Origin of the sequence: Acidovorax sp. LjRoot66 (assembly GCF_964253305.1) — a bacterium.
GTDB lineage: Bacteria > Pseudomonadota > Gammaproteobacteria > Burkholderiales > Burkholderiaceae_C > Acidovorax.
On record NZ_CAXUQU020000001.1, the window covers coordinates 2,105,345 to 2,123,753 of the forward strand.

The 18,409-nt window shown below is 68.0% G+C and carries 12 protein-coding genes and 1 pseudogene; 2 read left to right on the plus strand and 11 right to left on the minus strand.

Annotated elements, in window-relative coordinates; translation table 11 throughout:
* Positions 1–105: 105 nt before the first annotated feature.
* The 4 genes from ACSQ3Y_RS09770 to ACSQ3Y_RS09785 form a co-directional block, all read right to left on the minus strand.
* Entirely contained in the window at positions 106–1,125 is a 1,020-nt protein-coding gene (locus tag ACSQ3Y_RS09770) for a FecR domain-containing protein (RefSeq protein ID WP_436177131.1), read from the minus strand.
* Positions 1,122–1,634: a sigma-70 family RNA polymerase sigma factor gene (locus ACSQ3Y_RS09775; RefSeq protein ID WP_057199660.1), complete on the minus strand. Its 513-nt coding sequence runs from the start codon at positions 1,632–1,634 to the stop codon at positions 1,122–1,124. Before ACSQ3Y_RS09775 ends, ACSQ3Y_RS09770 begins: the two co-directional genes overlap by 4 nt.
* Positions 1,635–1,859: 225 nt before the next feature.
* Positions 1,860–4,049: a TonB-dependent siderophore receptor gene (locus tag ACSQ3Y_RS09780; protein ID WP_436177132.1), complete on the minus strand. Its 2,190-nt coding sequence runs from the start codon at positions 4,047–4,049 to the stop codon at positions 1,860–1,862.
* Positions 4,050–4,251: 202 nt separating this feature from the next.
* Positions 4,252–5,385, minus strand: coding sequence for a sterol desaturase family protein (locus tag ACSQ3Y_RS09785; protein ID WP_057199662.1), 1,134 nt, complete (start codon positions 5,383–5,385; stop codon positions 4,252–4,254).
* Between the two features lie 113 nt (positions 5,386–5,498).
* Here ACSQ3Y_RS09785 and ACSQ3Y_RS09790 point away from each other — a divergent pair, with 113 nt between their 5' ends.
* The gene (locus ACSQ3Y_RS09790; RefSeq protein ID WP_436177133.1) at positions 5,499–6,002 is read left to right on the plus strand and encodes an acyl-CoA thioesterase; all 504 of its coding nucleotides are present in this window, start codon (positions 5,499–5,501) and stop codon (positions 6,000–6,002) included.
* Between the two features lie 30 nt (positions 6,003–6,032).
* Here the strand turns inward: ACSQ3Y_RS09790 and ACSQ3Y_RS09795 are convergent, their stop codons facing one another.
* The 6 genes and pseudogenes from ACSQ3Y_RS09795 to ACSQ3Y_RS09820 all read right to left on the minus strand — a co-directional run.
* Positions 6,033–6,725, minus strand: coding sequence for a type IV pili methyl-accepting chemotaxis transducer N-terminal domain-containing protein (locus ACSQ3Y_RS09795; protein WP_436177134.1), 693 nt, complete (start codon positions 6,723–6,725; stop codon positions 6,033–6,035).
* Positions 6,726–6,917: 192 nt separating this feature from the next.
* Positions 6,918–7,748 (minus strand): uroporphyrinogen-III C-methyltransferase, encoded by an 831-nt coding sequence (gene cobA, locus ACSQ3Y_RS09800; RefSeq protein WP_436177135.1) that lies wholly within the window; start codon positions 7,746–7,748, stop codon positions 6,918–6,920.
* A complete protein-coding gene (gene ybiB / locus ACSQ3Y_RS09805; protein WP_436177136.1) occupies positions 7,745–8,680 on the minus strand; it encodes a DNA-binding protein YbiB in 936 nt (311 codons plus the stop codon). The genes cobA and ybiB overlap by 4 nt, the downstream gene beginning before the upstream one ends.
* Before the next feature lie 62 nt (positions 8,681–8,742).
* Positions 8,743–11,583, minus strand: coding sequence for a nitrate reductase (locus tag ACSQ3Y_RS09810; protein ID WP_436177137.1), 2,841 nt, complete (start codon positions 11,581–11,583; stop codon positions 8,743–8,745).
* Between the two features lie 799 nt (positions 11,584–12,382).
* The gene (locus tag ACSQ3Y_RS09815) at positions 12,383–13,231 is read right to left on the minus strand and encodes a type IV pili methyl-accepting chemotaxis transducer N-terminal domain-containing protein (RefSeq protein WP_436177138.1); all 849 of its coding nucleotides are present in this window, start codon (positions 13,229–13,231) and stop codon (positions 12,383–12,385) included.
* 53 nt (positions 13,232–13,284) lie between these two features.
* Positions 13,285–14,496: pseudogene (locus ACSQ3Y_RS09820) on the minus strand (NAD(P)/FAD-dependent oxidoreductase); the annotation flags it as partial.
* 366 nt (positions 14,497–14,862) lie between these two features.
* Between ACSQ3Y_RS09820 and ACSQ3Y_RS09825 the strand changes: the two are divergent.
* Positions 14,863–16,620 carry a protein kinase domain-containing protein gene (locus ACSQ3Y_RS09825; RefSeq protein ID WP_436180102.1) on the plus strand — a complete coding sequence of 586 codons (1,758 nt, stop codon included), beginning with the start codon at positions 14,863–14,865 and terminating at the stop codon, positions 16,618–16,620.
* A 165-nt stretch (positions 16,621–16,785) separates the two neighbouring features.
* On the opposite strand, the gene ACSQ3Y_RS09830 is transcribed toward ACSQ3Y_RS09825, so the two are convergent.
* Positions 16,786–18,000 carry an MFS transporter gene (locus ACSQ3Y_RS09830; RefSeq protein ID WP_057199669.1) on the minus strand — a complete coding sequence of 405 codons (1,215 nt, stop codon included), beginning with the start codon at positions 17,998–18,000 and terminating at the stop codon, positions 16,786–16,788.
* Positions 18,001–18,409: the final 409 nt, after the last annotated feature.

Below are 18,409 nucleotides of genomic sequence, written 5' to 3' on the forward strand. Positions count from 1 at the left end.
GTGTTCCTGTGCTGAACGTTGGACAAGGCTTACCCCGTACTTGTCGAGCGGGCACCGCAAAACCCCTCACGCGGTGCAAAATAATTTGCGGCAGGCGGCTTCGGGTTACTGCACGTCGATCAAGGTCAGCATCGGCCCGTAGTGGGTGACGGTGATGGGCTGGGTGTCCACCAGGGCCTGCAGCGCCTGCCCGGTGTCGTTCAGGCGGAAAACGCCAAAGACCCGGAGCCGGGCCGCTGCCGGGCTGATGCGCACCAACCCCTTGCGCCAGGCGCCCAGTGCGGCGACCACATCGCCCAGCGGTTCATCGCGCACATCCAGCACGCCTTCGGTCCAACTGGCCTGGTGTGCCATGCGCTGCTGCGCCATCTCGATGCGCTGGCCATCCATCCAGGCAGCCTGGCCTTCGCGCAGGATGCGCTGCGCGCCATCGCCGGTCTGCAGGGCCACGCTGTGCTCCAGCACCACCACCAGGCTGCGATCCGCTTCCTGGCGCACGAGGTAGCGGGTGCCCATGGCCTGGGCGGTGCCATGCCGGGTCTGAACGACGAAGGGGCGTGCAGGCAGGCCCGATGACCGATCGGTCAGGGCATCGCGGGCCACCTGCACCAGCAACTCGCCTGCGCGTAGCCGTACCAGACGGCGCCCGTGGTCAAAGTGCACATCGGCTGCGCTGCGGGCGTTCAGGTCCAGCCCGCTGCCATCGGGCAGCAGGGTGTGGCGTGTCTCGCCGGTACCGGTGTGCAGGTCGGCCAGCAGCCCGCCCAGCGGCTGGCTGCGGTGGGCGAGGGTCCCGGCGCCCACGCTGGCGAGCAGCATCAGGGCCGATCCGCCCACAATGCCCCTGCGCTGGCGCGAGACCGGCGCTGCCGCTGCGGTCAGGCTGCGGCGCACGGCCGGCAACTGGCCTGGGTGGCGCTGGTCGATGTGGTGGATCTGCCCCACGGGCTCTGCGAGCACGCCCTGCACACGCTGCCATGCGGCCTGGTGGCGCGCATCGGCCGACAGCCAGCGCGCAAAATCTGCGTGCTCGCCTGCGCTGGCGCTGCCGGAGGTCAGCCGAACCTGCCAGTCCACGGCGGTGGCCAGTGCATCTTGCGCCAACCCGCAAGGGCCGCTGCTCATGGCTGGCCCACGCCGGTATCCTGCCTGCAGCAGTGCAGGTAGGCCTGCTTCATGTAGCGCTCCACACTGGCCACCGAGATCCCCATCTCGCAGGCGATCTGCACATGCGTCAGCCCATCGAGCCGGTGCAGCAAAAAGGCCTGTTTGACCTTGGCAGGCAGGCCGTTCAGGCGCTGGTCGATGGCCTGCAGCGCCTCGTGCAGCACGGCCAGATCTTCCGGCGACGGTGCCGTGGCCTGCGGCGACTCGGCCAGCGCTTGCAGGTAGGCCTGCTCCAGCTCGCGCCGGCGCCAGTGGCTGAACAGCACCCGCTTGGCCAGCGTGGTCAGAAAGGCGCGGGGCTCGACCACCTGCTCGATCTCCCGCGCGGCGAGCACGCGCACGAAGGTGTCCTGCGCCAGATCGGCGGCACCGTGCGGGCACCCCATCTTGCGCTGCAGCCAGACCACCAGCCACGCATGGTGGCTGGCATACCAGCGGCCGGCGGGGTGGGCGGAAGGTGGGTTCATCGCAGTGCAGCCATCAAGCAACGGGATGCCGCAGTCGGTCTGGACTGCCGCATCTTGCGGCGGTATGGCTCAGTTTCCCGCGGCCCGTTGAGAGCGCGCTGCCTAAAAGCCAGGACCGCCGCGCAAGGGCCGCCCCGCCGCGCTGGCGGTGTCCCCCTTCCCGAGTGGCGCAGCCATTCGAGAGAAGGGGTGAAGGCGCGCAGCGCCTCAGGGGGATGTACCGAATCAAAATGCAGCGCGCATCGTCAGGCTGACGTTGCGCGGGTCGCTGTAGTTGCCATAGTCCAGGTTGGCCCAGTACTTCTTGTTCGTCACATTGTTGACGGCCAGGGTGGCGCTGAGCTTGGGGTTGAACTGCCACGAGGCACGCAGGCCCAGGACTGCCGTGGGCGACTGCTTGACCGTCACCGTACCGGTGGGGTGCGGGATGTTGAAGCCTTCAACCGAGCTTTGCCACACCAGGTTGCCGCCCACCGACAGGGGGGCGAGCGCACCCGACAGCTGGTAGTCCGTGCCCAGCTGCAGCAGGTAGTCGGGCAGGTTGGCGTAGATCAGGTCCGTGGGGGCGCGCGTGACCCTGGCGCGCGTCAGGCCTGCGCTCACGCGCCATTGCCTGGTAACCATGCCCGCGAACTCCAGTTCGAAGCCGGTCGACTTGGTGCCGTTGACCGCCACATAGGGCAGCGTGCCATCGGGCAGCGGCGTGGTGATGGCGCCATCGCGCACACCGTAGTTGTCCTGCTTGGTCTGGAACACCGCGAAGTGCGCCTGGATGCGGCGATCCAGCAGCTCGGCCTTGAGGCCGGCCTCGGCATTGCTGCCGATCACGGGCGAGAGCGGGTTGTTGTTGCGGTCCTTGTAGTTCTGCGGGTTGAAGATGCGCGTGTAGCTGGCGTAGGCCGACAGCGTGGGCGTGATGTCGTACACCGCGCCGATGTAGGGGGTGACCTTGCGGTTCTCGTCCTGGATGGCGCTCTTGCCGGCATAGGTGCCGGTGGTGCCGTAGCTGTCGCTGTGGCGGTGCCAGTCGGTCAGGCGCACGCCGGTGAGCAGCGACAGCGGGTCGGCCAGGCGCCAGCGCGCCGAGGCGAACAGCCCCGTCTGCTGCGTGATCTGCGTGCGCCAGGCGCCGGTCTTGGAGTACACGGGCGCGGGCGCACTGCCGTCCCAGGTGTAGATGTTGGGGACCACATAGCTCCAGTTGGCCACCGAGCTGTAGCCATCGGTGCGCGTGGCGATGCGCGTGGAGCTCATGCCCACCATCATGTCGTGCTTGCGGCCGCCGAGCTCGAACTTGCCCGACAGGTAGGCATCCACCGTCTCCTGCTTTTCGCTGCCGCCGCCCACGGCGGCGTACAGCGTGGTGCCGGCGCCCGTTGCGGGGTTGATGAAGGGCGCCAGCGAGGTGGTCCTGCCATAGCCGTAGGTGCGCAGGCTGAAGGTATCGCCCTCGGTGTGGTTCAGCGCCGCTTTGAGGTTCCAGTCATCGTTGATCTGGTGCTCCAGCGTCGCGTACAACGTGCCCGAGGTGCGCTCCCAGCGCGTCCAGGGCGGCGAGAAGCTCACGGACGTGGGCAGGTCGATGGGCGAGCCATCGATGGCAAAGCGCGGAATGGTGCCCCAGATCGGCGCCTTGGGGTCGTTGGACTGCCGCTGGTAGCCCAGGGCCACCACGGTGGAGCGGCCCAGGTCGGCCTCAATGGCGGCGAGCAGGGCAGTCTTGTCCTCGGAGTAGCGGTCGCGGAAGCTGTCCTTCTTCTGCGGGGCGACCACCAGGCGGCTGCGCACGCTGCCGTCGCTGTTCAGCGGGGCGTTGATGTCGAGCTCGCCACGGTACAGGTTCCAAGAGCCTGCGGTGAGCGCGACCGAGGCCGCGAACTCGCGCTGCGGGCGCTTGCGGATCATGTTGATCGTGGCCGAGGGCACGCCCACGCCGGTCAGGATGCCGTTGGCGCCGCGCACGACCTCGATGCGCTCGTACAGCGCGGTGTCGAACTCCTGGTTGGTGCTGCTGCTGTACGAGGGCAGGCCGTCGATCTGGAAGTCAGTGACCTGGAAACCGCGCGCGTAGTACAGCGGGCGCTGCGTATCGTAGAAGCTCACGGCGATGCCGTTCACGTTGCGCAGCACCGAATCGATGCTGGTCAGCGACTGGCGCTCGATCTGCTCGCGGGTCACCGTGGTGGTCGATTGGGGCGTTTCGCGTGCAGTCAGCTGCAGGCGGGTGGAGGCGCTCTCGCGCGAGCCCGAGACAGTGACGCCGTCCAGCGCCTTGGGGGCCACGATCTGGTCGGTGGGGGATGCAGCGGCTGGGGCAGCATCCTGGGCATGGGCTGCGCCAGCCAGGATGGTGGCGATGGCGGCCAGCGCCAGCGGGTGCAGACGGCAGACGGGCTGCCTACGGGAAATGGGCATGGAGCAATCCTCGAGTTGTTGAATCTGGCAACTGGCTGGCTGCGCAACAACAAGAAGAGCACGGCGTGGCTGGTTTATGGCTCCAATTGTAACTTTTAAATAACAATCATTCTTAATAAGAATGATGGGAATAGGCACGGCCTCGATCAGGCGCGTTGCTTTTGCGCCTCATTCGCAACCGGGCGCGCCTTTGGGCGGCTGCTCAGCCCTTCCAGGTGAACGGAAACTTGAACTGCTTCACAAAGCCGTTGGGCACGTAGTCACCCAGCACGCCGTAGTGCTCGGGCCACAGCTTGGTGCTCTTCACGGCGGTGCCGAACAGGTGGTCGAGGAAGGCGAAGTGGGCCGCATAGTTCTTGTCCAGCGCCTCCTGATCCTGGCTGTGGTGCCAGTGGTGGAAGTTGGGCGTGACCAGCACGTAGCGCAGCGGCCCCAGGCGCACGCTCACGTTGGCGTGGTTGAACACGGCCTGGAAGCCCACCACGACGATGTAGGCGTCGATCACTTCCTTGGAAAAACCGAACACGTAGATCGGGGCCAGCACCAGCGTGCGTGTGATCAACAGCTCCAGGATGTGCTGGCGCGAGCCGGCCATCCAGTCCATGCTTTTGACGCTGTGGTGCACGGCGTGCAGGCGCCACAGCACGGGCACCTCATGGTAGGCGCGGTGGGTCCAGTACTGCACCAGGTCGGCCACCAGCACGATGAGGAACAGCGCCACCCAGAAGTTCAGGCCCTGCACCCAGCCGCGGATGCCGTCGCTGGCGGCCCAGCCGAAGAACTTGTGCACGACCAGGTTGGTGGCCAGCAGCACGAAGCCCACCACCATGTGGTTCACGATGAAGTGGTGGAAGTCGGTCTGCCACTCGGCGCGGAAGATGGGCTGGTCCTTGCGCAGCGCGAACAGCTTTTCGATGAAGATGAAGATCAGCGAGCTGCCCAGCAGATCGAGGATGAACCAGTCCAGGCCGATGTAGGGCGTGTTGTCGGGGAAGTTCGGGTTCACCTCCACCTTGTGGCCACCCAGGAAGGCCGCCAGCGCCACGGTGGTGAAGGCGAACGTGGCCAGCCAGCGCGAGCGGTTGAACAGGATGTTGACCAGCGAGATGCCGCCCGCTACGGCCATGGCCGCCAGCATGATGTAACGGATCACATTCACGTCGTAGCTCTTGCGCAACTGCGGCGTGGTCAGGTACTCGGGGAAGTGGAAGGCCAGCACCCCCAGGAAGCAAAGGATCGCCAGTGTGAGGGCGATGACCCCTGACACGAGCCCGCGCCCGGTGCGCAGCGCGCCATGGCTTTCGGTGAATTCATTGAGTTTGTCGATTTCGAGCATGTTTTACCCCTCTGCGCCCAGGTCGTGGATGGTTGCCCGTGGCTGTGTGTCGCGAGTGTAGCGGGCGCCCGAAGACGGTGTTGTAACCGTCATCGCACGTAAAATCAGAGTCCATGAACATCCCCTCGCACCAGTTGAGCATGACCGTGCTCATGTCCCCGGACATGGCCAACTTTTCCGGCAACGTCCATGGCGGCGCTGTCCTCAAGCTGCTCGACCAGGTGGCCTACTCCTGCGCCAGCCGCTACTCGGCCTGCTACGTGGTCACGCTCAGCGTGGACCAGGTGATGTTCCTGCAGCCCATCCATGTGGGCGAGCTCGTGACCTTTCTGGCCAGCGTCAACTACACCGGCTCCTCGTCGATGGAGATCGGCATCAAGGTGGTGGCCGAGGACATCCGCTCGCAGGTGGTGCGGCATGTGAACAGCTGCTTTTTCACCATGGTGGCGGTGGACGAGGCGCGCAAGCCCGTGCCGGTGCCTGCGCTGTCGCCCTCCACCGCCGAAGAGCGCCGCCGCTGGGATGCCGCCGTGATGCGCAAGACCCTGCGCAAGGAACTGGCCGCACGCTTCGAGCAGGCCCGCTCGGCACCCGTGCCTGCACCGCTGGCCGCCTGACCGGCAATCGGCAGGGCTGCGGCGCCACGTTCAGCGGTTGCGCCCCGCCAGCGACACGGCCTGCAGCGAGAGCCCGTCGATCTCGTTGGTGATGCCCGAGAGCACGTTGGCCACCACCGCAAACTCGCGGCCATGCTGGCCTGCGCGCGCGGCCATCACCTGGGCGTTGAAGCTCACCACCTTGGCCTCGCGCGCCACGGTCTGGATGGAGGCGACGATGCCCGCCAGCTCCTTCATCAGCGTCTCGGACCTGGCCTTGCCCAACTGGTCAAATGCGGTGGTGGCCGTGTTCAGCGCATCCAGCGCGCCGTCGGTGATCTCCACCAGGCGCGCCAGGGCTTCTTCCACGCGCGGGCTTTGCCGCTCGGCCAGCTCCAGCGTGCGCTCCACCTGCTGCATGAAGGCGTCGATGGTGGGGCCCACACCGGCAGGGCCCTGGTAGGTCGTGCGGATGCGCTCGCCCATGGCCGCATCGAGGTGGCGCGGCGTGTCCACCAGCCTGGCATGGCTTTCACTGAACAGCGCCAGCGAGCCGCGAGCCGCCTTCAGGTGCAGGTCGCTGCCGCGCGTGGCCAGCACGGTCTGCAGCACCATGCGCTGCGACAGCATGCGCTGGCGCGCGGCCAGGTTGACCAGCGACATCTCGCCATCGCGCGGCGCTGGGGTGGTGGGCGCGGGCAGATTGCCGTGGCTGCTGCGGGCGGAGAGGGGGTAGGCTGCCATGGTGTGATCCTGTGTGGTGTGCCATCGGGTTGTCGGTACACAACTAGCAATACCCGGGCCAATGCATGCCTGTGGACCTGCCCTTGGAGCGTGCACGCAACAGGCTGCGCGCAGGCAAAAAAAACAGGCCCGGCGATGGGATCGCAGGGCCTGCTGAGCGGGCGAAAGGGCGGGTGAAAAGGTGCGGCGCGATCAGGCGAAGCGCAGCTTGCTCGCCGGCTGCGGCACGGCCGCTGCGGCAATGCCCTGCACCACGTCGCCCACCACGATCACCGAGGGGCTGGCCAGCCCCTCGCGGGCAATGGTGGCGTGCAGCTCGCCCAGTGTGGTCACGGCATGGCGTTGCTGCGGCAGGCTGGCATGCTGGATGATGGCCACGGGCGTGGCGGCGGGCAGGCCGGTGAGCAGCTCCTGCTCGATGGTGGCGGCACCGCTCACGCCCATGTAGATCACCAGCGTCAGCTTGGCGTCGCGTGCGGTGGCGGCCAGCTGGCGCCAGTCGGTTCCGGCGTCGTCGGGCTTGGCATGGCCGGTGACGAAGACCACGCCGTGCGCGTGCTCCCGGTGCGTGAGGGGCGCGCCCAGCGAGGTCAGCCCCGCCAGGCCGGCGGTGATGCCGTTGACCACCGTAACCGGCACGCCTGCGGCGCGCAGGTGCTCCACCTCCTCGCCGCCGCGGCCGAAGATGAACGGGTCGCCACCTTTCAGGCGCACCACGTTCTCACCCTCGTTCACGGCCATGAGCATCAGCTTTTCGATGAAGGCCTGCGGCGTGCTCTTGCAGCCGCCGCGCTTGCCCACATGCACGATGCGCGCCGTGGGCGAGGCGTAGGCCACGATGGCATCGCTGACCAGGTCGTCCACCAGCAGCACGGTGGCCGCCTGGATGGCCTTGAGCGCCTTGATCGTGAGCAGCTCCGGATCACCGGGGCCGGCACCCACCAGGGTGCAGGAGCCGCCGGTGCCCAGGTGCGGGCGGTCGTGCTGGGGCGAGGGGGCGGATGGATTCGTGGGGCGGTTCATGGCTGTGTCTCCGGCATTGCGGCGGTGGCTGTTTGACCGGTGATGTGCAAGATATGTTCCACCTGCCGCGTGAGGGCAGGCGGTGTCGGCAACTCGCCTGCGAGCACACGGCGGGTGTAGTCGGCCGTGGTGGGCAAGTCGATCTCGGTCGGCAGGCCGGGCACCTCGCTCGCGGTGCCGGGCTCCTGCTCCTGCAGCACATGGTGCGCCCCGCCCACGAAGGCGTCGTAACGGGGTGTGCGGCGGGGGTCGGCCGCCACTTCGCCTTCGAGCCCGCGCGAGAGCAAAGCGTTCATGCCCATGGCGCTGAAGGTGTTTTGCAGCATCTCGAAGTATTCGGGGTGCGTGTAGCTGGTAACCACCACGGCCGCTCCGGCGCAGGGGTTCATGAGCTTGACGGCGCTGTGCCCCGCGTTGCGCAGGCCCACGGTCTGGCGCACGGCCAGCAGGCGGGCCAGCCCGGGGTGCAGCAGGCCGGTGGCGATGTGCGCCACCGCGCCATCGGCCACCTTGCGCGGTGCGGTGAGTGCGGGCACGCCCAGCGCTTCGAGCACATCGGAGGCGAGGATGCGCCGCGCCTCGGTGCGCATGCCGTGCAGCAGCACCGGCAGGCCCTCGCGCGCCAGCAGCAGGGCCAGCAGCGGGGTGAGCACGGGCAGCTTGCGTGCACCGTTGTAGCTGGGCAGCACCACCAGCGGGCGGTCGCTGGCGGGCAGCAGGGCCATGCGGGCATGCGTGGCGTCCAGAAATCCGCACATCTCCTCGGCCGTCTCGCCCTTGATGCGCATGGCCAGGCAGAAGGCGCCGATCTCCAGGTCGGTCACCGTGCCGTCCAGCACCTGGCCGAACAGGTCCGTGGCCTGCTCGCGCGTGAGCGGCTTGGCCCCGCGCGGGCCGCGGCCGATTTCCTTGATGTACTGGCTGATGCCCATGGTGGGTGAATGGCTCTTTGAAGTGGGGCTGGGTATTTTCTCGCAACCCAGCGAACTTTTGGTTATATGGCGGCGATTGCGATGGCCGCTTTGGCGAGCGGCCCGGTGGCGCGCACCATGCGCTTGAGCTCGGGCAGGCAGGAGCCGCAGTTGGTGCCGCAGCGCAGCGTGCCCTGCAGCTGGGCCAGGCGCTCGTCGTCGGTGCCGTGGCAGTGCGCCAGTTGGCCGGTGATGGCCACGTCGGTCACGTTGAAGCAGGTGCACACCGTCTTGCCGCGCGACTGCACCGCCACCGGGGCCTTGGCACTGGGCACGAGCAGCAGGCGGCCGTAGCTCTGCGCGGGCAGTTCTTCCTGCAGCAGGGTCTTGATCCAGCCCTGGGCGCTGGTGTCGCCGGCCAGCACGATGGCTTCGAGCGTGCTGCTGCTGTCGTCCCGCCGGGCCAGGCGCGCGGCGCGGCGCTGGCCGCGTTTCCTGTCGGCATAGCGCAGGGTGTCTGCGGTGGCCAGGCCCAGCAGGGCCTCGATGCGCTCGATCAGGGCGTCGGGTGGCGCCTCGTGGCCTGCGGCGCGCAGCAGTACGCCGGTGCGCTCGCGGCCTGGCTCCGACAGCGGGGTGTTGTTGCTGAAGGGAACGCAGCTGGCAAACGGGAAGGCATCCAACAAGGCCGACAGCGATTCACGTGCGGCCAGGGCCTTGTCGCCCGGCAGCCAGGCCATGGCCAGCAGGGTCCACGGCATCTCGGCCTTGAGGATCTTCACGGCCGCGTGCTTGAGCTCGGGCTGCTTGGAGGTGGGGCAGTAGGCGGAGGTGGTCAGTGCGTTCACGCCCGACAGCCGCTCGCCGGTGGACGACTGGCCGCTGAGGTACTCGCTGCCCCAATGCATGGCCATGAAGGCCTGCGACAGGCCCAGGTTGGCATCGGCCAGCACCGGCACCACGATGGAGCCGCGCTTGCTGGTGACATGCACCAGGTCGCCGCTGTGCAGCTTGCGCTGCGCCATGTCGTCCGGGTGCATCTGCACCGAGGGCTCGGCCACATGGCCGAACAGCCGGCCCAGCGTGCCGGTGCGGCTCATGCCGTGCCACTGGTCGCGCAGGCGGCCGGTGGTCAGGCCGAAGGGGTAGCGTGACTCGCGCGGCTCGGCCACGGGCTGCCAGGCATGGGCTGCAAAGCGCGCACGGCCGTCGGGCGTGGGGTAGATGCCGTCTTCGTACAGGCGCACCTTGCCGCTGGCAGCACCCTCGGGCAGCGGCCACTGCTGCGGGCCTTGCGCTTCGAGCAGGGGCCAGGAGAGGCCGGTGATGTCCAGGTCGCGGCCGCGCGTGGTTTCGCGGTGTTCGTTCCACACCGCCTCGGCCCCGGCATCGGCGTCGCTGGTGGTGTAGGGGAACAGGCTGGGTGCGCTGGGGCGCAGCCGCGCCTCCAGCTGGTGCGCGAAATGCACCGCAATGGCCCAGTCGTGGCGCGTCTGGCCGGGTGCCGGCACCGCAGTGCGCACGCGCGAGATGCGGCGTTCGCTGTTGGTCACGGTGCCGGTCTTCTCGCCCCAGGTGGTGGCGGGCAGCAGCAGGTCGGCGTACTGCGCGGTGGCGGTGGTGGCAAAGGCCTCCTGCACCACGACGAACTCGGCGCGCTCCAGCGCACGGCGCACGGTGGCCTGGTCGGGCATGCTCTGGGCGGGGTTGGTGCAGGCGATCCACAGTGTGCGGATCTCGCCGTCGGCAGCAGCCTGGAACATCTCCACGGCCGTCTTGCCGGGGCGCGAAGGCACATCGGCCACGCCCCACATCGCCGCCACCTCGGCGCGGTGCGCGGGGTTGGCCAGGTCGCGGTGCGCGCTCAGCAGGTTGGCCAGGCCGCCCACCTCGCGCCCGCCCATCGCATTGGGCTGCCCGGTCAGCGAGAACGGGCCCGCGCCCGGCTTGCCGATCTGCGCCGTGGCCAGGTGCAGGTTGATCAGCGCGGCGTTCTTGGCCGTGCCGCTGGTGCTCTGGTTCAGGCCCTGGCAGTACAGGCTGAGGGTGGCCTTGGAGGTGGCGAACCACTGCGCGGCCGTGGCCAGGTCGGCCTCGGGAATGCCGCACACCGCGCTCACGCGCTCGGGCGTGCAATCGGCCACCAGCGCCTGGAGCGCCTCGAAGCCCGTGGTGTGCGCGCCGATGTAGGCAGCATCCACCCAGCCTTCGCGCAGCATGAGGTGCAGCATGCCGTTGAACAGCATCACGTCGCTGCCCGGCTGTATCGGCAGGAACAGGTCGGCCATGCCGGCGGTGTCGGTGCGGCGCGGATCGGCCACGATGACCTTCATGCCCGGGTTGGCCGCGCGCGCGTCCTCGATGCGGCGAAACAGGATGGGGTGCGCCCAGGCCGCGTTGCTGCCCACGAAGAACAGGCATTGCGCGTGCTTCACGTCTTCGTAGCAGGCGGGCGGCGCATCGGCCCCCAGCGTGGCCTTGTAGCCGGCCACGGCGCTGCTCATGCACAGGCGCGAGTTGGTGTCGATGTTGTTGGTGCCGATGAGGCCCTTGGCGAGCTTGTTGAAGACGTAGTAGTCCTCGGTGAGCAACTGGCCGCTGACGTAGAAGCCGACGGCGTCGGGGCCGTGCTGCTCGATGGTGTCGGCGAATTTCTGGCTCGCCATGTCCAGCGCGGCATCCCAGGTGACGGGCAGTGCTTGTTGGCCGCGCTGTGTGCGGTGCAGGGGGTGGAGCAGGCGGGTTTGCAGGGTGACGGGGCTGGCTGCGGTGAGGTGCAGCGTGGAGCCCTTGGTGCACAGGCGGCCGAAGTTGGCGGGGTGGGTGGGGTCGCCGCGCACGCCGGTGATCTGCGGGCCTTCGGATTCGATGATCACGCCGCAGCCTACGCCGCAGTAGGGGCAGGTGGATTTGGTTTCTTTCATGTTCTTGTCGTGGTTGCGGCGTGCTTGTTGTTGGGGCGGGGGCCGGGGTGTGCGCCCGGCGGCGCAGTAACTTTCTTTTGCTTCGCCAAAAGAAAGTCACCAAAGAAAAGGCGACCCCCAGTCTGCGTCCCCCATCGCCCGGTGGGCGACGGGGGCAACCTGCGATGCTCGGTCCTGGGGTGGTGCCGCAGAACTCGCTGCGTTCTTCGAACTCCGCTCAAACAGCTGCGGCAAGCCAGAGGACGAAGTGCGTGTGTCCTTCGGCACACGCACCCACCCCAGCTCCTGCGCTTCTCGGCGCAGCCAGCAGGGGTGGGGAGCGGGTACCGCACGGCTGCTGCTTCGCAGCTGCGCCTGGGATCGGGGACGCGCGCGGTGCGCGCTGCCGACGAAACTGGCGCCATCGCCCTGGCGAGCCGAGCGCAGCGAAGGACCACGGGGCCGAGCAAAGCGATGGCCCGCGTGGAGCCCGCTCCCACCCCCTTCTGACCGTGCCGAGAAGCGCAGGGCCTGGGGTGAGCGCGTGCCGAAGGACACGCGCATCGTTGTCTGACTCACCGCGGTTGTTTGAGCGGAGTTCACCCGCAGGGGGAATGCAGCGAGTTCCGCGGTGCACCCCAGGCCCGAGCATCGCAGGCTGCCCCACTCGCCCAACGGGCGAGTGGGGACACGGGCAGCGGGGTCGCCTTTCTTTTGGGTACTTTTCTTTGGCGAAGCAAAGAAGAAGTACCTCGGCCGCCGGGCCGAGACCCGGCCTCCGCCCTCAGCACAAAAACAGTAGCAACCAGAAGCCACGAACTCACCCAGCCAAAGCAGCATAAAGACCAGTCACCCGATCCATGCTCGACAACAAATTCTCACTCGCCACAAACACCTCCGACACCTGCCGCGCCGTGCTCCCCGCAACCCCACCCGCCTGCATCCGCTGCAGCGCTGCATCAAAGAACACCCACTGCCCATCCGCCAGCAGCAGCTCCTGCCGAATGCGATCATTGGCTTCAGGCGCCTTGCGCAGCACCTCGGTCGCCGCGATGAACTCGGTGCGCGCCTTGGCAATCTCCGCCGCCGCAACGGCAGCATCCACCGGCAACTGCGCCGCCAGGTAGAACTTGGCCATGCGCTGGCTCAGCATGCGCTGGCGGCCGGCCACGTTGACCAGGTGGCCCACCGGCTTGCCCGAGGCCGACTCGTACTGCACCGTGCCCTGGTGCGCCAGGGCCAGCACCTTGGCATCGGCTTGCAGCATCGCGGTGGCGCCGGCCAGTGCGGGCGTGCCGGTCAGCAGCGTGGCCTTGTGAGAAACCCAGGCCGCATCGAGCTGGCCGTAGGTGTTGCGGATGGTGGGGTTGGGGGCGTAGGACTTGAGCTCGGCGAGCTGGCGCTCGAACAGTGCAACGGACTGCTCCAGCACCTGGCGCGCCGCAGGCTCCTGCACCTTGTGGGCCAGGGCCAGCCAGGCCTTGCCCATGCGCTGGCTGAGCATGCGCTGGCGACCGGCCTTGTTGATGGCGTCGTTGAGGTTGGCGACCTGGGCATGCGCAGGCCGAGAGGCGAGTGCCAGGGTGCCGGCCACGGTGGCGGCGCCTGCGGCGGCGCCGGCCTTCAGCAGCAAGGTTCTGCGCTGCAATGCGGGTGAGGTCGTGGTCATGGGCGTGTCCTTTCTGGTCATGGCGGAGGTGGGGGTCATTCGGTGCCCGCTGGTCCGAACATCAACTGGTCGCGGATCTCGTCCACCGTGCGGCCTTCGCGCAGCAGGTCGAAGTACCAGCTGCCGTCCACCGTGTCGCCATACAGGCAGGCGCCCACCAGCTTGTCGTCCTTGATCACCAGCTTCTTGTACGAGCCGGTCACGGGGTCGCTCATGACGATCTCCTCGGTGCCCTCGCCGCCCTGAAAGTCGCCGGCGCTGAACAGGTCGATGCCCGTCACCTTGAGCTTGGTGGAGGTGAGCGAGCCCTGGTAGCGGTCGATGCCCAGCTCCGCCAGGTGGTTGGCCAGCACCTTGCCCTGCTCGAACAGCGGCGCCACCAGGCCGTAGGCGATGCCCCGGTGGGCGGCGCACTCGCCCACGGCGTAGATGCGTGCGTCGGTGATGGTCTGCAGCGTGTCGCTGACCACGATGCCCCGGTTCACATGCAGGCGCATCTTCTCGGCCAGCGCCGTGTTGGGGCGTATGCCCACGGCCATCACCACCAGGTCGGCGGGTACTTCGCTGCCGTCCTTGAACTTCACGGCGGTCACGCGGCCCTCGGGGCCGCCTACCAGCTCCGCGGTCTGGGCGTTGAGCAGGAACTGCATGCCGCGCTCCTGCAGCGACTGCTGCAGCATGCCGCCCGCCACCTCGTCGAGCTGGCGCTCCATGAGCGTGTTGCCCACATGCACCACGCTCACCTGCATGCCCCGCTTGACCAGACCGTTGGCCACCTCCAGCCCCAGCAGGCCACCGCCGATGACCACCGCATGCCGGTAGGTGGCGGCGGCAGCGATCATGGCCTCGGTGTCGGCGATGTCGCGGTAGGCGAGCACGCCGGGGAGGTCCTTGCCCGGGATGGGCAGGATGAAGGGGTTGGAACCGGTGGCCAGGATCAGGCGGTCGTACTCGGCGCTGATGGCCTCGCCCGCCGCATTGGTGGCGTGCACCACGCGGCGCACGCGGTCCACCTCGGTCACGGTGAAGCCGGTGTGCAGCGTGATCTGGTTCTCTTCGTACCAGGACCAGTCGTTGAGGATGATTTCGTCGATCGTCTGCTCGCCCGCGAGCACGGGCGACAGCAGGATGCGGTTGTAGTTGGGGTGCGGCTCGGCACCGAACACCGTGATGTCGTAGAGGTCCGGGGCGATCTTGAGCAGCTCTTCCAGGGTGCGCACACCGGCCATGCCATTGCCCACCATCACCAGCCTGGATTTTTTCATCGCAGCCCCCACGCCCATCGGAAACACAAAACAAAAAAGGCGCCCACACGATGCTGCTTCGATGTCTCGAAACCGCATGTGGGGACGCCTTCGTCCTTGCCAGCCCGGGTGCGCCATTGCACCGTGGACCCGCGTGGCCCTTGCGGGCCGTGCCTTCGAACAAGCAATGCGTGTGCCAACCCGCCGCCCCGATCCGGGGCGTCCCGTCTTTTCTGGTGGTCCGTGAGCGCAACCCCAGGGTGGCGCCACGCGCACCATGTTGCATTGCACCATGATGGGGATGAAAATCGCGCATGGCCGTGCTGGGGTGCTTTGGCGGGCGCACTTTGCACCAGCTTGGGCATGAAAGATGCTTGCCTGTGGTGCATGAGCTTTGAACTGGATTTCGGCTGTGTCTCGCAGGCCGGGCGCAAGGACGGCAACGAGGACTTTGCGGCCCTGGTCGAGGGCCGCGGGCGCGACCTGCCCCGTGGCGCCATTGCCGCCCTGGCCGATGGCGTGAGCGCGGGGGGCAATGGGCGCGAGGCGGCCCAGACCACGGTGCGCACGCTGCTGTCCGACTACTTTGCCACCCCCGAGACCTGGGACACCACGGTGGCCCTGGACCGCATCCTCAGCGCCCACAACGCCTGGCTGGCCGCCATGAACCGGCGGCGCCAGCCCGCCGTGGGGCTGACCACGCTCACGGCCCTTGTGCTGCGCGGCCAGTCCTTCACCGTGGCGCACGTGGGCGATACGCGCGCCTACCTGCTGCGCGGCGGGCGGCTGCAGCAGCTCACGGCCGACCACGTGATCGCGCAGCGTGACCTGGCCCACCAGCTCACGCGCGCCCTGGGGCTCGACGACCATGTGGTGGTCGACTACAGCCAGGGGGAGTTGCAGAGCGGCGACCTGTTCCTGCTGGTGTCCGACGGTGTGCATGGCAGCCTGCCCGAGCGCGAGCTGCGCAGCCTGATGCGCCAGGGCCTGGCCCCGCAAACGCTGTGCGAGGAACTGGTGCGCACAGCCCTGCGCAGGGGCAGCAGCGACAACGTGACCGCGATGGCCGTGCAGGTGCGCGGCGTGCTCGAGGCCACTCTGCAGGACGAATCGCGGCGCGCGCAGGAGCTGCCGGTGCTGCCCCTGCTCAAGGTGGGCGATGCGGTCGACGGCCTGGTGGTCACAGCGCTGGTGGCCGACAGCGGCATCCACCGCATCTACCAAGTGCGTGACCCTGCCAGCCAGCGCCTGTATGCGCTCAAGACCCTGAACCCCCAGCGCGCGCACGATGGCGAAGAGCGCGCCACACTGGCGCACGAGGCCTGGGTGGCGCGGCGCATGCAGTCGGGCAGCGCCGCAGCCAACCTGGCCTGCCTGAACGACTGGCCCGCCGCCGCATCAGGCGCCAGCAGCAGCTTCTTTTACCTGTTGTACGACTGGCACCGGGGCGAGACCCTGGGGCAGCAACTGCGCCGGCGCCAGCCCTTTGGCGTGGCGCGCACCGTGGGCGTGCTCACCCAGGCCGTGCGCGTGCTCGGCCTGTTGCACCGCCAGGGCGTGGTGCACCGCGACATCAAGCCCGACAACCTGCACCTGGGGGACGATGGCGTGCTGCGCGTGCTCGACTTGGGCGTGGCTCTGAGCGGCCGCGAGCCCGAGGCCACGCGCCTTCTGCATGCGGGTACCCCGAGCTACATGAACCCCGAGCAATGGCCGGGCTATGACCGCAGTGCCGATGCCGAGACGGGGCAGATGCCCGACGCCGGCAGCGACCTGTTCGCGCTGGGCGTGACCCTGTACCAGTTGCTCAGCCACGGGCGCCTGCCCTATGGCGACGTGGTGCCCTACCAGATCGGGCGCTACCACCGCGACCCCGTGGCCCCGAGCCGCCACAACCCCGAGGTGCCCATCTGGCTGGACCAGATCGCCTTGAAGGCTGTGGCGCGCCAGCGCGCACAGCGCTTCGAGACGGCCGAGGAGCTGCTGCTGGCGCTGGAGCGCGGCGCCTCGCGGCCCCTGCACGCGCATGCACCGCTGGCGCCGCTGATGCAGCGCGACGCCACGGCGATCTGGAAGATCGCGCTGGTAGTGAGCGTGCTCGTGAACCTGCTGTTGGTGTACTGGGTGTTGTTTTTGCCGAGGTAGAGAAGGCCGGCGGTGCACTTTGGGCGGTGCGTGCCCATCCACCCTTTTAGCTGCAGCGAGGGCAACGCTGCGCGTTGGCTGGCTTGCGCCAGCTCAGGCACTGCGCGCCACCCTCTCTTTCGCTGAAAGTGAGGAGCGCGCTATGCGCTCACCGGCTTGCGCCGGTCATGCGCTGCGCGCACGTCCTCCCTTCTCCGCCCATGTCCGGGTCCAGCGGATCTGCATCACGCGCAGCAGCACCAGCATGGCGGCGGCGCACACGGCGATGGAGACGAAGCCCCACAGGTAGGTGCCGCTGTACTGGCGCGACAGGCCCATGGCGTTGGGGATCAGGCCGCCACCCAGGGCACCGATCTCGCCGATCATGGAGCCGGCCACGGCCGTGGACAGGGGCCAGCGCAGCGGCACCAACTGGAACAGTGCGCCGTTGCCCGCGCCCAGTGCAGCAAAGCACACCAGGAACAGCAGCATCGTGACCGGCAGAGAGTTCTCGGCCAGCCCGCACAGCACCAGGCTCACCGTGGTGACGGCGAGCACGCCCGTCAGGGTGTTCACGCCGCCCCACAGGTCCGACAGCCAGCCGCCCAGCACGCGCAGCGCCGCACCCAGAAAGGCGGCCATCATGGTCAACTGGCCGGCCTGCACCTTGCTCACGCCGAACTGGTCGTAGAAGTAGGTGGGCATGAAGGCGATGAGGCCGATGAAGCCACCGAACGTCACGGCGTAGATCAGGCTGAAGGCCCAGCCGTCCTTCTCGAACAGGCAGGCGATGTGTTCGCGGAACGAGGCGTGGGGCGCCCGGTCCGGTGGCTCCTTGGCGTAGACGGCCATCACGAGGGCGGGGATGGCCACGCCCACGGCGGCAAAGCCGTAGACCGACTGCCAGCCGAACTTCTGCGCCAGCACGGGGGCCAGCAGTGCGGACACGGCCGTGCCCACGTTGCCCGCGCCCACGATGCCCATGGCCAGGCCCTTGTAGCGGGGCGGGAACGAGCCCGAACCCAGCGACAGCGCCACGCCGAAGCTGGCCCCCGCCACGCCCAGCAGCACGCCCATGGCCAGCAGGTCGTTGTAGTCGTTGACGAACAGGTAGCCGTAGCCCATGGCGATGAAGATGCCGGCCATCTCCACCAGCGTGGCGTTCTTGCGCCCGATGTACTGCGCCAGGATGCCCAGCGGAAAGCGCATCAGCGCGCCGGCGAAGATCGGGATGGACAGCATGATCCCCATCTGCGTGGGGGTGAGTTTCAGGCTCTCGGTGATGAAGGGTGCCATCGCACCGTTGATGACCCACACCGCGCACGAAAAGGCGAAGTAGAGAAACGCAGACCACAGCGTGGGGGAGTGGCCGGATTTGAAGAAGTCCCGAAATTGAAGCATGGATGTCTCGCGTGGAAAGGGCGTCTGCCTGCATGGCGGTAGGACCTGCCTGCAGCGCTGCTCTGTGCCGTGGCTTGCAACGGAAAGGAAAACAGAAAAACAAAAAGGCGTCCGCACGGAGCACGCTGGCCAGTGGCCAACGACTCTCCATGGGGACGCCTGCGTCCTGTGCCTGCCGGATGCGCCTTTGCACCGGGCAACACAAACGGCCAACTTTGGCCGTGCTGCATTCCAAGCAAGGCGTGTGCCAATGTTGGTGCGCTCGGTGGTACGGGCCGAAACTGCCGGCAAAGTGCCGTGCTCAGTCAGTCGACTGCTATTGATTTTGATTGTTTGCCTGGCACCAGTGACCCGGCGTGGTGCGCAGTGGAGGCGGTGCGTGTCGGCGTGCACCATGCCCCGCACCAGG

What these genes read in the sequence shown, in the direction of transcription:
- ACSQ3Y_RS09815 (WP_436177138.1), bottom strand. Translation starts at nt 13,231, where the DNA reads ATGACCACGACCTCACCCGCATTGCAGCGCAGAACCTTGCTGCTGAAG.
- ACSQ3Y_RS09775 (WP_057199660.1), bottom strand. Translation starts at nt 1,634, where the DNA reads ATGAACCCACCTTCCGCCCACCCCGCCGGCCGCTGGTATGCCAGCCAC.
- ACSQ3Y_RS09790 (WP_436177133.1), top strand. Translation starts at nt 5,499, where the DNA reads ATGAACATCCCCTCGCACCAGTTGAGCATGACCGTGCTCATGTCCCCG.
- ACSQ3Y_RS09795 (WP_436177134.1), bottom strand. Translation starts at nt 6,725, where the DNA reads ATGGCAGCCTACCCCCTCTCCGCCCGCAGCAGCCACGGCAATCTGCCC.
- ACSQ3Y_RS09810 (WP_436177137.1), bottom strand. Translation starts at nt 11,583, where the DNA reads ATGAAAGAAACCAAATCCACCTGCCCCTACTGCGGCGTAGGCTGCGGC.
- cobA (WP_436177135.1), bottom strand. Translation starts at nt 7,748, where the DNA reads ATGAACCGCCCCACGAATCCATCCGCCCCCTCGCCCCAGCACGACCGC.
- ACSQ3Y_RS09780 (WP_436177132.1), bottom strand. Translation starts at nt 4,049, where the DNA reads ATGCCCATTTCCCGTAGGCAGCCCGTCTGCCGTCTGCACCCGCTGGCG.
- ACSQ3Y_RS09830 (WP_057199669.1), bottom strand. Translation starts at nt 18,000, where the DNA reads ATGCTTCAATTTCGGGACTTCTTCAAATCCGGCCACTCCCCCACGCTG.
- ACSQ3Y_RS09825 (WP_436180102.1), top strand. Translation starts at nt 14,863, where the DNA reads ATGAGCTTTGAACTGGATTTCGGCTGTGTCTCGCAGGCCGGGCGCAAG.
- ybiB (WP_436177136.1), bottom strand. Translation starts at nt 8,680, where the DNA reads ATGGGCATCAGCCAGTACATCAAGGAAATCGGCCGCGGCCCGCGCGGG.
- ACSQ3Y_RS09770 (WP_436177131.1), bottom strand. Translation starts at nt 1,125, where the DNA reads ATGAGCAGCGGCCCTTGCGGGTTGGCGCAAGATGCACTGGCCACCGCC.
- ACSQ3Y_RS09785 (WP_057199662.1), bottom strand. Translation starts at nt 5,385, where the DNA reads ATGCTCGAAATCGACAAACTCAATGAATTCACCGAAAGCCATGGCGCG.